This window comes from Flavobacterium sp. 25HG05S-40, from assembly GCF_052654735.1.
On record NZ_CP199750.1, the window covers coordinates 2,505,767 to 2,520,846 of the forward strand.

Below are 15,080 nucleotides of genomic sequence, written 5' to 3' on the forward strand. Positions count from 1 at the left end.
TTGAGGTTTATTCTTTTAAAAACTTCCTTTAAAATATAAAAGTGCTTTTAACCGAGCACTTTATTTTGTAGTATTGTTAAAACAATTTCTTTATGCGCCATGACCCCCAATGTTTAAACTGTGAGTTTCCTTTATCTGGGAATTTCTGTTCCAATTGTGGTCAAAAGTCGGATATACACCGAATCACATTTCGGCATTTTATTTTTCATGACATACTGCATGGAGTATGGCATTTAGAAAGAGGGATTTTGTTTACTTCTAAACAAGCTTTAGTCAGACCCGGAAAAGCAGCATTGGAATATCTCTCGGGGAAAAGGATTCGGTATTACAATGTTTTTTACCTAACGTTATTGCTTATTGGTTTGAATCTTTTTATAAATCACCTTCAGGATCAATTATCTCATTATTACTTAAATACGGTTACCACATTAAAAGCCAATTCTCCCGGTGCCGCGATGGATGCTTTTTTAGGCAACAATTCAAAATTGATTATTCTGTCTTTTATTCCTCTTTTTGCAACAAACAGCTTTCTGATTTTTAGGCGAAAGAAGTTGAATTTTAGTGAACATTTTATTATTTCCGGAATGATGTTTTTAGGGGTGATGGTTATCACTACCATTACTTCCTTGTTTTATTTTACCTATTATTTAAAGTATATAGATTTCTTTACCGGTATTGTAAATGTTATGGCTCCGCTACTAATCTTAGTGTATCTGACGGTAAATTATTATAAAACATTTTCTGAAGATTATACCCAATTTGAAGCCAGTCTCAGGGTATCGCTATTTATCTTACTGCTATTAATGGAACTAGTGTTGTTACTCTTGTTACTGTTCGGATACTTTTCTGATTGGAAATTTAAATTTTAAAACCGTAAGGTTTGAGAATTTCGGCTAATGAACATTTATGCTTTTAACATGTTGATAAGTAGTTTTGGCAGTCGACCATCTGCATCAAATAGTTTTTATTTTTATTTCAACCAAACTTTGTATTTATGAAGGCAAAAAAATTACTCCTTGTTTCCTTATTATTATTTTCATGGAACGGATTCGCTCAAATTTGGGATAAAATTGAGGCCAAAGATGGGTTTCATTACATTACCTATAATTTGGAGTACATCAACCTTCCTGTACTGGGCACCTATTTATTTCAGGGAAAAGAACCTATTGTAGAGTTGAGTAAATACGGTGTCGGATTTTATCAATTGCATGAACAACTCAAAAGACCTGTAAATTGGGGTATCGAATGTGACGAAAGAGGTGCCTTATTATATAAAAAAGGATTTGACAACACCAAATACCTTCTTTGGTATCAGTACACCACCAAAACTGCAGAAGATACCGAAGAAGATATGGCATGGAAAATGGTAGAATTAACCATCCATTTCAATACTAAAAAGATGTTCATTCAGGGTGAGCGAAGTAAGGAGTATACGGAATAAATAGCCCTTAATTTATAAACACTAATACCTGACCGTTTTCTAAAAATTGTCAGGTTTATTTTTGACTGCTAATTACTATCTTTGAAAAAAAATATCACCCATGCAACATATCATCGACCGCTTTGTAAGTTATGTAACAATCGATACCGAATCAGATCCGAATTCAAACACTACACCGAGTACCAAAAAGCAATTTGATTTAGCCAATAATCTTGTAAAAGAACTTAAATCTATTGGTTTAAAAGAAGTTACTATTGACAAACACGGCTATATAATGGCAACTTTACCATCTAATGTTGACCATGAAGTTCCAACAATTGGCTTTATTGCTCACTTTGATACAACACCAGATTTTACAGGAAAAGATGTTAAGCCACAAATTATCCCTAATTATGATGGTGGTGATATCGTTTTAAATCAGGAACAAAATATCATATTGTCGCCAAATTATTTCAAAGATTTATTGCAATACAAAGGACAAACGCTAATCACTACAAATGGCTTAACCCTTCTTGGTGCCGATGACAAAGCTGGAATTACGGAGATTGTAACAGCTATGGAATTTTTAGTTCAAAATCCGCAAATCAAACACGGGAAAATACGCGTTGGATTTACTCCGGATGAAGAAATTGGTCGTGGAGCTGATTTATTTGATGTGGCTAAATTTGGTGCTGATTGGGCGTATACCATGGACGGAAGTCAGATTGGAGAATTAGAATATGAAAACTTTAATGCTGCAGGAGTCAAAATCACTTTTAAAGGAAAAAGCGTGCATCCTGGTTATTCTAAAGGGAAAATGATCAACTCGATGCTCATTGCCAATGATTTCATCAACGAATTACCTAAAGGCGAAACCCCACAAGAAACGAAAGGATACGAGGGATTCTTCCACGTAACCGGTATTTCAGGAAGCATTGAAGAGACCAAATTGGATTTAATCATTCGCGATCACGACATGAAGAAATTCAAAAAGCGCAAAGAATTGGTACATAACATAACCAAAAAAATCAATAAGAAATTCAAAAAACAATTTGGTGAAGATATTGTCATTACAACCATCAAAGACCAATATTACAACATGAAGGAAAAGGTAGAACCGGTCATGTTTATTGTGGATTTGGCCGAAAAAGCTATGAAATCACTTGACATTAAGCCTTTGATCAAGCCTATTCGAGGCGGAACTGACGGTTGCCGTTTATCGTATATGGGATTACCTTGTCCTAATATTTTTGCCGGTGGACATAACTTCCATGGAAAATATGAATACGTTCCGGTAGAAAGTATGCAAAAGGCTATTGATGTGATTGTAAAAATTGCCGAACTTACAGCAACTACTGATTTTTCTAAAAAGAAAAGCAAGAAAAAAAAGAAGTAATAGTTGGACTCTAGAAGTGCTAGAGTAAAGTGCTCTTTTGTGATAATAAAAATCCCAAACTCCAATAATGGCGTTTGGGATTTTTATTTGCTATATTTTAACCTTAATGCTTGATTAGTTTAAACCATTTTTGATTATCAGCCGTTTTAAGTCTGATAAAATATAAACCGTTTTGTCCGTTGAGGAAAGAAGTAACTTTTGTTACAGAGTTGAATTCTTTTTGAGCTAATTTTTTGCCTCCTATATCGTATATTTCCAACACTACATTTTCCATGTTGGTCTTCAACTCAATACTAAACTCGCCCGAAGTCGGGTTTGGAACAATAGTAAGCTTTTCTAACTCGGTAGTAGTCCAATCGCTGTTACTTAGAGTAGCATCAAATCTGGGAACACCACAGCTTTCGGTAAATCGAAGAATTGTACCATCAATACCGTTAAAATTATCAGTAGTCATTCCGAAGTCATGATACAATTGAGAAGAACTACTATACCCTAAATTTTTAGCCATATAAAAATAATTACCGGCACCTTTAAAAAAACCCGTAAATCCGAAAAAATTATTCACATTCGTACCGTCATTGTTTAAGAAAAGGCGCTTTAGATTGCCCGATTCATCATAAACCGAAATAAAATAATCAAACTTGTTTAGGGTCAAATTGTATCCGTTGCCATTGGTACTGTCAAAATATGCTGAAGCTGAATTCACATTGTTGTTTGAAAATTGGCCTACCACAAAAATTTCGTTTCCCGATTTTAAAAGATTGTGACCATAGCCATAATAGGTATGACCCGAACCTCTTATCCACTCACATATACCACTTGCACTAACTTTGGCCACAAAATAAGGTCCTTGATTCGTAGATGTTGACGTACCGTTAGCATTATTAAAAATATGAGTATAATTCAACGTCCCATACCAATTATCTCCTGTTGAGTTACTTCCTGTAAGATACACCGTCCCATCATTTTCCACAATCATTCGGCTAACCACTGTTGAATCAACGTCGTCATTGGCAGTATTACTGGTTCGGCTTCTCAGTTTCCATTGTACAACTCCTGACGAATTCAATTTAAAAATTCCTATTTTGGAACCGTATCTTCCGTCACCTGAGATTAACTGGGACAAGGTATTACTTCCAGGTTGGTAAATGCGGGCATAACCGTCAAATCCGGCAGCGATGTAAATGTTGTCTGAACCATCAATCCCTACATCAATCAAATCTCTGTTATTGGCCGAATCTAGGTAAGCTTTGGTGTCCCAAAGGACATTTCCTTGTGGAGAGAATTTTACGATACTGTTTGTAGCCAATGGTGTTACAACCTGCTGTCCTATTTGTGATACCGCCACACCATTAAGATACATTGGAATAGTGGTAAAATCTGTACGGAAATCTGAGAGAGCAATAAGATTTTTTTGACTGTCAACCGCTATTTTAATAAAGCCAAAAATATTGTTTTGCACGTACCAAATTATTTCTCCTTTAGCATTTAATTTAATTATATAATAGGCTGGAGTGGCATATGTAGCCGATAAATTAGTCACGCGACCACTATTATCATAGAATTTTCCGACGCCTTTACCTGAAATATATATATCTCCGTTGGCATCTTCAGCAACCGAATAAATAACATTATCATTGACATTTATAGTAACTGTATTGACATTGTAAACAGTCCATTTTAAAACCCCATTGCTATCCATCTTTGAAAGATAACCACCTCTTTTACCAGACATGTTTTGAGTGGTTCCGTAATTAGAATCAAAAATCTCATTACAATACGTTCCACAAGTTAAAATTCCATCCGATGTGGGAATCATTTGTGAAATATCGGGATTATAATAACCCGGCCAACTGGGATCATCACTATGATTCGTCAGTATAAAACAATCATCTTGTACGGAAGGTAATTCAAAAACATAGGGTTTGTTTTCTACAACCGTATCATGACAATCATTGTTGGACCAAGAATGCAGTGTAGTAGTAATTTGACCCGGAGCCGAAAAACTCAATTGTGGATTCGGAAGTCCGGAGGTACTAACCGACGCATTGGGTGTAAATTGCCATTCAAAATTTTGGGAATCTACCGTATTTTCATAAAAGTTAACCAATTCATTCACTTCAGCATTAATTAATCCGGAATGAAAATTGGCTGCTGTTTCTTCTACTGTGATAGGGAAATTGCCGGTAAACCTCACACCACAATTGGCCAAACTGTTTTTGGCATAGATGTAATAATTGGCAGATACATCAATCATACCTGTTGTAAAACTCAAAACACCACTTGTACTTATTGGACTTTGCCCAAAATTAGAATTGGGCTGACCTTCCATTTTAAGTGTATAAATCACATTGGGTTCACTATCTGCAATTTGCACCTGTATGGCTTGCTGCTTACAAAGTATATTATCACTTAAGGTAATGGTTTTGTCAATTTGAGGCTGTGGTACAAGGTTAATGACTCTTGTTGCCGTAGATTGTTCTCCGAAACTGTTTTGAACCGTTAAAGAAATTGTATAAGCTCCAGCTGAAGGTAAGCTGTAATTAAAAGTTGTTATCCCCGTGTGAAACAAATTTCCATTGTTATACCAACTACCGGAAGTAGCAGTTCCTGTGATAGCGCTGAATTGTATTGAACCTGGATAACAACCACCATCAGTATTGATACTTACATAAGGTTTTGTAGCGCCTCCAAAATTAGTTGATTTTAAAATTACTCCATTATTTCCAAAGGCATAGTAATCAGTATTTCCGCTCTGCTTCCAAAAATCATTGATTTGATAATTTAAAGAACTCGGTTGCCACTCTATCGAGATGATTTGAAAACTGGTGGTTGTAGAATAACACTTGTAAATTCCGTGGTCGGTACCAATGTAAAAATTATTACCATAGTATTCTAATCCATTGGCATCCAAAGGACCGTAATAATTTTGATTGTATCGGGTAACATAATTAGTTGTTGAAGTCAGATCTGTAAAGGAAAACGAATTATCACCCAATCCGTATAAATAAGAAGAGTTCAGACCGCTGAACGAAACATCTTTATGGGTTACATTAGGCGTTGACACTTCTGTCACTGAACTTATATTGGAAACATTCACACTAGCGCGAATCATTTTTTGATCTGTACCAAAAATGACAGTCCCTCCCATTGTGCTTACACTCGATAAATCATACGACCATCCGGTAACAATTGTTGTTAAAGCAGTATCTGAAAAAGTAAGCAACAATCCATTATCTCCCACGGCAACGTATCTGCTAATTGAATCCAAATAACCCAATTTATTTAATTTGGAATTAAGCAAACCATAATACTTTATTTCATAAGCCATAGAAGGAAGTGAAATTTTAAAAATAACACCTTTATTGGCTACTGCATCATAGCCACAAGCGTAAACAAATCCGTTATTATTAATATTACTGCTATTAGAATAACAATGGGTAAACACTGTATTTTCATATATGGTTGAATGGGCAGCATTAGTTGTTATTACAAACCTTGTCCAACTTCCAACTCCCATGCCACCTGTTGTAGTGTAATATAATCCGTTAACACCGCTAGCCAAACCGTTTTCATCCAAAAAAACTACACCGGTTAAATTATCGTTAATTCCGGTATCCAAGTTTGTCCATTGGGCAAATGAAAGAGATGGATGGAGTAAAATAAGTAACAACCAAGTAAATTTTCTCATACAAAAGAGTAGTTAAATTTTCATTAAGATTACTAAAGTAAGTATTTATCTTTACTTTTATTTAAAAAATCCCAAACTCCAATAAAATGGTGTTTGGGATTTTTATTTTGGCTTATGAATAAAGCTTATGCCTTTTTATTCAATGCTGCTGTCAATTCTAAAGAGATGGCTGAACGCTCAATTTTTAGCTTTCCAGACATGGTTTCGATAATTACTGAGGTTTCTGACAACTCAGCAATTTTTCCGTGAAAGCCACTTTTAGTGATGATTTTATCGCCTACTTTCAATGCTGATTCGAATTCTTTTTCTTGCTTGATTTTCTTTTGTTGTGGTCTAATCATAAAGAAATAGATTACCACAAACATTAATAAAAACGGTAAAAAACTAGTTAATTGTTCCATAATACTTGTTTATTTTGCCTTTATAGGCGTTTCGATGTTTGCTTTAATTTTTAAAATTTGATGTTTTTCTTTAGTATTTACCATAATGGTAACGCTTTTTTCGGTTTGACCGCTTTTGCCGTTCGAATTGAAGGATACTTTAATATTTCCCGATTTGCCTGGTTTAATTGGTTCTTTTGGATATTCCGGGACAGTACAACCGCAGGAACCTTTGGCATTAGATATCAGTAAATCCCCTTCACCGGTGTTGGTAAATTTGAAATCATGGGTTACTTTATCGCCTTGCACGATGGTTCCAAAATCATGCGCGGTTTTCTCAAAAGTCATTATAGCTGGCTTTTTTTCACATGAACTAAGGAATACCATTGAAGCCATAAACAATAACAAGCTTCCTTTTTTAATAATTGATGTCATATTATAATAAACCTCTTCCGGTTTTTTTGATTTTATTTTCGCTTTGAAATTCTTTGATGAGATTGTCTAAGATTCCGTTGATGAAGATGCTGCTTTTTGGTGTTGAATACTCTTTGGCAATTTCCAGATATTCGTTGATGGTAACTTTCAACGGAATAGATGGAAACTTCAAAAATTCACAGATGGCCATTTTTAAAATGATGGTGTCCAATTCAGCTATTCTTTCCGCGTCCCAATTGGGCGTTTTGTCGATGTATTCTTTAGCTAAATCTACTTCGTTAAGCACCGTTTTTTTGAACAATAAGCTTACGAATTCCTGATCTTCCTGATCTTTGTATAATTTCGTTACTCTAAACTCTTCTTTTTCAGAAACTTGTTTTAGTTGCTTTACAATTTGTGTGTTCACTACAGGAATATCGTCTACCCAAGTTAGTTTGGTATCTTCAAGATAGTCGTATAATTTTTCGTTTGGCGCAATCAGTTCCGAAAACACATCGGCGATGAAATCTCTGTCTTCTTGGAACGAGCTTTTTTTGGTGCTCATGTACTTGGCATACAGAGTACTTTGTTTGATCTCGTTTAACAAAATCAAGATATAAGTATCGTCATTAGTCCAATTGGTGATTTTTCTTTTCTCTAAGGCAATGCTCAAAGAATTGCTGTCCTCTAATTGCTGAAGTATGGCATTATTGACAAACTTTCTATTGGGATTTTTTTCTTCTGATGTCGCTAAATGTTTTTTGCTGGAGGCTTCTAAAAACAGTATTTCTTTCTTTCTGATTTCAGCCAACGAAGACAACATTATTAAATACAAATCCTGAATACTATCGATACTATGAAGTAAAAACTTTTCTTCTTTTTCGATATCGTCGGAGTTTTTTTGATGTAACGCATAAATAGATTGCATTACTTTCACTCGAATATGTCTTCTGTTTAACACGGGTAAGAACTTTTAAAAATTAACAAGGCGAAAGATACTCTTTCGCCTTGCAAAAATAGGAAATATTTTTAAACGACTTATTTAATAGCGTTTTCTTTTTTTCTTTGTGCAATACGGTTTTCGGCAATTTGCATCGCTGCTTGTTGCGTTGTCATATTGTTATCATCAGCAAATTTGAAGATTTCAAGCGTAGTGTTGTAGATATTCTCGGTTCTTCTGATAGCTTCTCCATCGCTGTATTTTACCAATTCGCCATAAACATTGATGATTCCACCGGCATTGATAAGGAAATCAGGAGCATACGCAATACCTCTTTCTCTTAAGATTTGTCCGTGAATCGCTTCTACAGCTAACTGATTGTTGGCAGCACCAGCAATTACTTTAGCCTGAATTCTATTTACAGTATCGTCATTGATGGTAGCTCCTAAAGCACAAGGTGAATAAATATCAACATCAGCGCCGTACAAATCAGCTCCTGTGAAAATTTTAGCTCCATATTTGGCAACCATATTTTCCATTTTGTCTTGGTGGATATCCGAAACCAAAACAATAGCACCTTCTTTAGTCAAATAGCTAATCAAGGTTTCTCCCACGTGGCCAGTTCCTTGCACTAAGACTTTTTTTCCAGCAAGATTATCTGAACCAAACTGGTATTTCGCTGCAGCTTTCATTCCCATATAAACGCCATAAGCTGTCACTGGGGAAGGATTACCTGAGCCTCCTTTTTCTGCAGAAATTCCTGTAACAAAATTGGTTACTTCGTGAATTCTGTCCATGTCTTCTGTTGTAGTACCGACGTCTTCAGCAGTGATATATTTTCCGCTTAATGAATTTACAAACTGACCAAAACGGGTAATCATTTCCGGAGTTTTATCTGCTTTTGCATCACCAATGATTACTGCTTTTCCACCGCCAAGATTTAAACCTGTGATGGCAGACTTGTAGGTCATACCTCGTGAGAGACGTAAAACATCATTTAATGCTTCCCATTCGTTAGCATAATTCCACATTCTTGTTCCGCCCAATGCTGGCCCCATTACTGTATTATGGATTCCAATTATTGCTTTTAATCCTGTATCTTTGTCGTTGCAAAAAACAATTTGTTCGTGATTATCAAAAGATATCTGACCAAAAACGGGATCCATTTTTTTAAGCTCTGCTGGCGTAGTGATTTCTGATGTCATTTTGTAAAGGTGTTAATTAAAGCTTTTTAAAAAAGCCCTACAAAATTAAAACTTTATTCAACAAAACTCACTTTAATCAAGAATAATTGGTAATTTGTTAATAAAATCCATTTAAATAAAGAATACAATAATTTAATCATCCGTAGCATTTTAACAGAATATCTTTTTTTAAACCCAATTCTACTAAATTTAAATGAAAGAACTTCAATATTTAAACAAATACTTTGTCAAATATAAATTCCATTTTTTATTAGGAATTATCATCACTATCGTCTCACAGATTTTCGCGCTTTTTACACCGAAGCTGATTAGCAAATCATTTACAGCAATTGAAGGTTTTCATCAGAATACAATAAGTTACGACATTGTCAAATCTGAATTAATTCAAAATATACTTTGGATTATCGGCACGGCAATCATTGCCGGTGTATTAAGCTTTTTAATGCGCCAAACCTTAATTGTAATGTCGCGTCACGTAGAATTTGACTTGAAAAATGAAGTGTTCCGTCATTACGAAATACTAGATCAGAATTTTTACAAACGCAACAGAACAGGAGACTTGATGAACCGCATCAGCGAAGATGTTGCCAGAGTAAGACAGTATGTTGGTCCAGCGGTAATGTATACCATCAATACCTTTATACGATTTACTGTGGTTATTATCTATATGTATAACGAATCACCGATTTTAACACTCTACACGATAGTACCTTTACCACTTCTTGCCTTTATTATTTTCAGATTGAGTACCGAAATCAATAAACGCAGTACCATTTTTCAACAATATTTATCTAAGGTATCCAGTTTTACACAAGAAATATTCTCCGGAATTCGGGTTGTGAAAGCGTATGCACTAGAAAAACAATTCCAAAACACTTATGAAGAATTAGCTAAGGAAAGTAAGGCTAAAAGCATGAGTTTAGCTCGAGTACAATCCTATTTTGGCCCTTTGATGATTGCGCTTATTGGAGTCAGCAATTTAACGGTTATTTACTTTGGCGGTTTGATGTATATCGATGGCAGCATCAAAAGTATCGGAACTATAGCCGAATTTATTTTGTATGTCAATATGCTTACTTGGCCTGTAGCCTCTATTGGTTGGGTTTCATCATTGGTACAAGAAGCGGAAGCGTCACAAAAAAGAATCAATGAGTTTTTGAAAATTGAGCCGGAAATCAAAAACAATTCAACAGCAAACACTATTATTGAAGGTGAAATTGAATTTAAAAATGTATCATTCACCTATGAAGACACCGAAATTATTGCCTTAAAAGAAGTTTCATTTAAAGTGAAAAAAGGAGAAACTTTGGCCATTTTAGGAAAAACCGGCTCTGGGAAATCGACCATTTTATCTCTTATTACCCGAATGTACGACGTAAAACAAGGAATAATTACCATGGACGGCAAAAAAATAGACCAAGTGAATTTAAATGATTTGCGAAATAGCATCGGAATGGTGCCTCAAGATTCTTTTCTTTTCTCTGATACTATCAAGAACAACATCAAATTCGGAAAAGAAATTGCTACCGATGAAGAAGTGATTGACGCGGCTAAAAAAGCCGTAGTTCATGATAATATTATCAATTTTAACCAGCAATATGAAACTATTTTGGGCGAGAGAGGTATTACACTTTCGGGCGGACAAAAGCAACGGGTTTCCATTGCACGAGCTATCATCAAAAATCCGGAGATACTTCTATTAGACGACTGCCTTTCGGCTGTAGACACTGAAACCGAAGAACAAATTTTGAACAATCTAATGGAAATTGCAAAAGGCAAAACTACCATTATTGTCAGTCACAGAGTTTCCTCTGTAAAAAATGCAGATACAATACTAATATTGGAAGAAGGTCAAATTATTCAAAAAGGTTCTCATAATCAATTAGTAAACCAAGAAGGCTATTATGCGGAGTTGTATGCGAAACAACTTTCGGAAAAAGAATTAAATTAATTGTTGTTTCGTAACAAAAAATTTACCATTTTTGAACTGTTTAGAAACACTACTAATTGACCGAAAGAATTATGAGAGAAAACGATATGTTAGAAAAAGATGAGATTTTTTCTAAAGTTTTAAGAGCAGGAAGAAGAACGTATTTCTTCGATGTAAGAGCTACAAAGGCCGATGATTACTACATTACCATTACCGAAAGCAAGAAATTTACAGAAGAAGATGGTTCTTTTCATTTCAAAAAACATAAAATTTATTTGTACAAAGAAGACTTCGCCGCTTTTAGTGAAATTTTAGAAGAAATGACCGCTTATGTTTTGAACAATAAAGGTGAAGAAGTAATTTCGGAAAGACATCAAAAGGATTTCAAAAGAGAATATCCATTAGAAACTATCTCAGACGAAAAACCAGTTGCCGAAAAAAGCTTCACAGACATTGATTTCGATGATATCTAAAAATGAATAATTTCTTCAAAAAATATATAATTCATCTTAACGTCATTTGGTCTCTAATTATCGTATTTAATCTAATAAGAAAATTCGATTCCATAACACAAGGTAAAAATATTAGGTCTCTCATTGGAATTCCTTTGTTACTTTTTTCTGTTTATACCATTTACATTGAATTAAAAAACAGAAAAAAATTCAGAAATCAAGATGAGAATTAATTTAGAGCTCAAAGCAAATGTGTTTTGGGCTTTTTTATAACTTTCAAAAATGCAAAAAATTCTAGCTTTTCTTAATAAACACAGTATTGTTATCAATTCCATTTGCATTGCATTTTGGTTGTATATTATTTATGAAAATTACCAAACTGCACAATCAGAAAATTCTTTTGACGAAAGAAACGCTTTTTTTATAGTTCCGGTTCTATTCATTTTACTATCTCTTTTTAACATGTACATGGCTAAAAAAAGAAGAGGAAGAAATTAACCAATTCGCAATCCGTTTTCAACTTTTACATCAGAAGTCAATAAAACGATATCTTCATTATTTACCGAACCTAAAACTAAGCATTCGCTCATAAAATTTCCAATCTGCTTCTTTGGAAAATTGACAACCGCCACAATTTGTTTCCCTATTAAATCCTCTTTTTGGTAGTGCATCGTAATTTGAGCCGATGATTTTTTGATTCCAATTTCGAGACCAAAATCAATTACTAATTGATAGGCAGGCTTTCTTGCTTCCGGAAAATCTTTAACTTCAAGGATGGTCCCAATCCGCATTTCTATTTTTTCAAAATCCTGCCAAGTAAGTTCCATAATGATCTATTTAATGTGGATAACAAACCTAATGAATTATAAAAACATCTCTTCTAATTGTGTAACGATTATTTTCTATTGAATAGGTAGTTTTATAAATCAAAATTTGATCCTAATTAAACGTAAAATTCCTTTAAAATGAAAGAATATCAAGTAGAAAATCAAGCCGATTTAAAAGAAACGAATTTCTCCGTAGTTGAAAATTCAACAGATAAATACATCGAAACTGCTCCCAATGTTAAACTCTATGTAAAAGATTACGGTTTTGGAAAACCTGTAATTTTAATTCATGGCTGGCCACTATCCAACGAAATGTGGGAATATCAAGTGGCAGATTTAGTCGATAGCGGCTTCAGAGTGATTACCTATGATCGTCGTGGTTTTGGAAAATCTTCACAGCCTTGGAATGGCTATAATTATGATACGTTAACCGATGATTTAAAATCGATCATTGACCAATTGGAATTAATCGATGTTACGCTTGTCGGATTCTCAATGGGTGGTGGTGAAGTCGTTCGTTATTTTAGTCGTTACGCTGGAAAAAATGTTTCCAAAGCAGTTTTAATTGCCTCTGTAACGCCTTTTAGATTATGGACAGAAAATAATCCGGAAGGCAATCTTCCAGAAAAAAATGAAGCCACTGCCACTAAAATTAAAAACGATAGAATTGGTTTTCTAGAGGGCTTTGGAAAAACCTTTTTTGGTGTTAGCCTATTAAACAATCCTTTGAGTTCTTCTCTGTTGGAATATTTCAAAATGCTCTGCTCTTTTGCTTCTCCTCGGGCCACTTTAGAATGTGCCAAAGCATTTTCAACCACCGATTTTCGTCGTGAAATGGCCACTGTAAATGTACCAACGCTAATCATTCATGGCGATGAAGATGAAATAGTTCCTATTGAAGTTTCTTCCGAAAAATCAGCCGCTAAGATTCCCAATAACAAATTTATAGTTTATGAAGAAGCACCACACGGATTGTTTTATACGCATAGAGAAAGGCTAAATAAAGACTTAATTACGTTTATAAATTCTTAATCCAAACATTCAACTTTACAATCCGGATTGCTCATTAAAAGGCATTTCGGATTGTTTATTTAATACACAACCTTATTTTTATATACCGTATCGTAATCCAAAAGTTGATTATATTTTATACTTTTAAGTTTTAATAAATCATTTTAAGGTTAACGCTATGAAAATTGCTTTGTTTACAAATGAATTCCCTCCTAATATTTATGGCGGTGCTGGCGTGCACATCGATTTTTTAAGTCAGGAACTGGCTAAATTGGGAACTGTAGCAGTGCGTTGCTTCGGAAATCAGATAGACGAAACCCAGAACATGAACGTATTGGGAGTCCAATCTTCACTAACCCAACCCGAAGACGACACTAATCCACATCTCAAAATGTTTCAAAATTTGAGTAAAAATGTCGCAATGTCGCAACATACTTTAGAAGCCGATGTCATTCATTGTCACACTTGGTACACGCATTTGGCCGGAATCTTTTCCAGAGAATTGTTGCAATGCCCTTTGTTATTGACCACCCATAGTTTAGAAACGCATCGTCCTTGGAAAGTGGAGCAACTGGGAAATGGTTATTTTCTCTCGCGGTGGATTGAACAGCATGCCTACACGACAGCGGACGGAATTATTGCAGTGAGTGAACAAATGAAAACCGATGTTATCGAAGCTTACGGTGTTTCTCCCGAAAAAGTAACGGTGATTCACAACGGAATTGATCCTGATTTTTACGCTCCCACTTTTGACAATGCTTTATTAGAAGAATACGGAATCGATCCTGATATTCCGTTTGTACTTTTTGTGGGACGTATTACCCGCCAAAAAGGTATTTCTCAATTAATTTCGGCAGCCCAATATTTTGATAAACAATGTCAAGTAGTACTTTGTGCCGGAGCGCCGGACACTCCCGAAATTGCTCAGGAAACCGAAGCACTTATTGCTTCTTTAAAAGCCAAACGCGACGGCATTATTTTGATTTCAGAAATGTTGCCTCGTGAAAAGATTAAAGTCCTTTACAGTCATGCCCGCGTGTTTGCCTGTCCTTCTCTTTATGAGCCATTTGGCATTATTAATTTGGAAGCTATGGCGTGCGAAACTCCGGTTGTAGGAAGCGCTGTTGGGGGAATTCCAGAAATTATCGTAGAAGGCAAAACAGGTTATCTTATCGCACTTGAAAGTATTTCCAGAACCGATTTCAATCCGAAAAACCCTGACGCTTTTCAGAAAAACTTCGCGGATAAAGTCAATCAATTACTTCGCGATGAAAAGTTGGCACATCAAATGGGAAAAGCAGGACGAGAAAGAGTTCTAGAAAAATTCAGCTGGGAATCCATTGCCAAAACTACTTTTAGCTATTACGAAGAAGTTATCTCGAAGTTCGAAAAAGAAAAAGCTTAACACAAAAAC

General features: G+C 35.0%; 13 protein-coding genes. 7 read left to right on the forward strand and 6 right to left on the reverse strand.

Annotated elements, in window-relative coordinates; genetic code table 11:
• The first annotated feature begins 92 nt into the window (after positions 1–92).
• The 3 genes from ACULEU_RS10845 (at position 93) to pepT (ending at position 2,816) form a co-directional block, all read left to right on the forward strand.
• Positions 93–869, forward strand: coding sequence for a DUF3667 domain-containing protein (locus tag ACULEU_RS10845; protein ID WP_445452609.1), 777 nt, complete (start codon positions 93–95; stop codon positions 867–869).
• Positions 870–994: 125 nt separating this feature from the next.
• The gene (locus ACULEU_RS10850) at positions 995–1,441 is read left to right on the forward strand and encodes a hypothetical protein (protein WP_445452610.1); all 447 of its coding nucleotides are present in this window, start codon (positions 995–997) and stop codon (positions 1,439–1,441) included.
• A gap of 100 nt (positions 1,442–1,541) precedes the next feature.
• Positions 1,542–2,816 (forward strand): peptidase T, encoded by a 1,275-nt coding sequence (gene pepT, locus ACULEU_RS10855; RefSeq protein ID WP_445452611.1) that lies wholly within the window; start codon positions 1,542–1,544, stop codon positions 2,814–2,816.
• A gap of 103 nt (positions 2,817–2,919) precedes the next feature.
• On the opposite strand, the gene ACULEU_RS10860 is transcribed toward pepT, so the two are convergent.
• From ACULEU_RS10860 to ACULEU_RS10880, 5 genes are all read right to left on the reverse strand, one after another.
• Complete coding sequence (locus tag ACULEU_RS10860; protein ID WP_445452612.1) at positions 2,920–6,507, reverse strand: T9SS type A sorting domain-containing protein; 3,588 nt, start codon at positions 6,505–6,507, stop codon at positions 2,920–2,922.
• Between the two features lie 125 nt (positions 6,508–6,632).
• On the reverse strand, positions 6,633–6,908 hold the full coding sequence (gene yajC, locus ACULEU_RS10865) for a preprotein translocase subunit YajC (protein ID WP_445452613.1): 276 nt from the start codon (positions 6,906–6,908) through the stop codon (positions 6,633–6,635).
• Between the two features lie 9 nt (positions 6,909–6,917).
• Positions 6,918–7,322, reverse strand: a complete 405-nt coding sequence (locus tag ACULEU_RS10870; protein ID WP_445452614.1) for a DUF1573 domain-containing protein — start codon at positions 7,320–7,322, stop codon at positions 6,918–6,920.
• Between the two features lies 1 nt (position 7,323).
• Positions 7,324–8,229 carry a transcription antitermination factor NusB gene (nusB, locus tag ACULEU_RS10875; protein WP_445454848.1) on the reverse strand — a complete coding sequence of 302 codons (906 nt, stop codon included), beginning with the start codon at positions 8,227–8,229 and terminating at the stop codon, positions 7,324–7,326.
• Positions 8,230–8,339: 110 nt separating this feature from the next.
• Positions 8,340–9,446, reverse strand: a complete 1,107-nt coding sequence (locus ACULEU_RS10880) for a Glu/Leu/Phe/Val family dehydrogenase (protein WP_445452615.1) — start codon at positions 9,444–9,446, stop codon at positions 8,340–8,342.
• Positions 9,447–9,639: 193 nt separating this feature from the next.
• On the opposite strand from ACULEU_RS10880, the gene ACULEU_RS10885 reads away from it, so the two are divergent.
• Positions 9,640–11,397 (forward strand): ABC transporter ATP-binding protein, encoded by a 1,758-nt coding sequence (locus tag ACULEU_RS10885; protein ID WP_445452616.1) that lies wholly within the window; start codon positions 9,640–9,642, stop codon positions 11,395–11,397.
• A 71-nt stretch (positions 11,398–11,468) separates the two neighbouring features.
• Complete coding sequence (locus tag ACULEU_RS10890) at positions 11,469–11,849, forward strand: PUR family DNA/RNA-binding protein (protein ID WP_445454849.1); 381 nt, start codon at positions 11,469–11,471, stop codon at positions 11,847–11,849.
• 473 nt (positions 11,850–12,322) lie between these two features.
• On the opposite strand, the gene ACULEU_RS10895 is transcribed toward ACULEU_RS10890, so the two are convergent.
• Positions 12,323–12,655: a tRNA-binding protein gene (locus ACULEU_RS10895; protein WP_445452617.1), complete on the reverse strand. Its 333-nt coding sequence runs from the start codon at positions 12,653–12,655 to the stop codon at positions 12,323–12,325.
• Positions 12,656–12,793: 138 nt separating this feature from the next.
• On the opposite strand from ACULEU_RS10895, the gene ACULEU_RS10900 reads away from it, so the two are divergent.
• Together ACULEU_RS10900 and glgA are read left to right on the forward strand one after the other, a co-directional pair.
• Entirely contained in the window at positions 12,794–13,687 is an 894-nt protein-coding gene (locus ACULEU_RS10900; protein WP_445452618.1) for an alpha/beta fold hydrolase, read from the forward strand.
• Between the two features lie 157 nt (positions 13,688–13,844).
• Complete coding sequence (glgA, locus tag ACULEU_RS10905; RefSeq protein ID WP_445452619.1) at positions 13,845–15,071, forward strand: glycogen synthase; 1,227 nt, start codon at positions 13,845–13,847, stop codon at positions 15,069–15,071.
• Positions 15,072–15,080 lie beyond the last annotated feature (9 nt).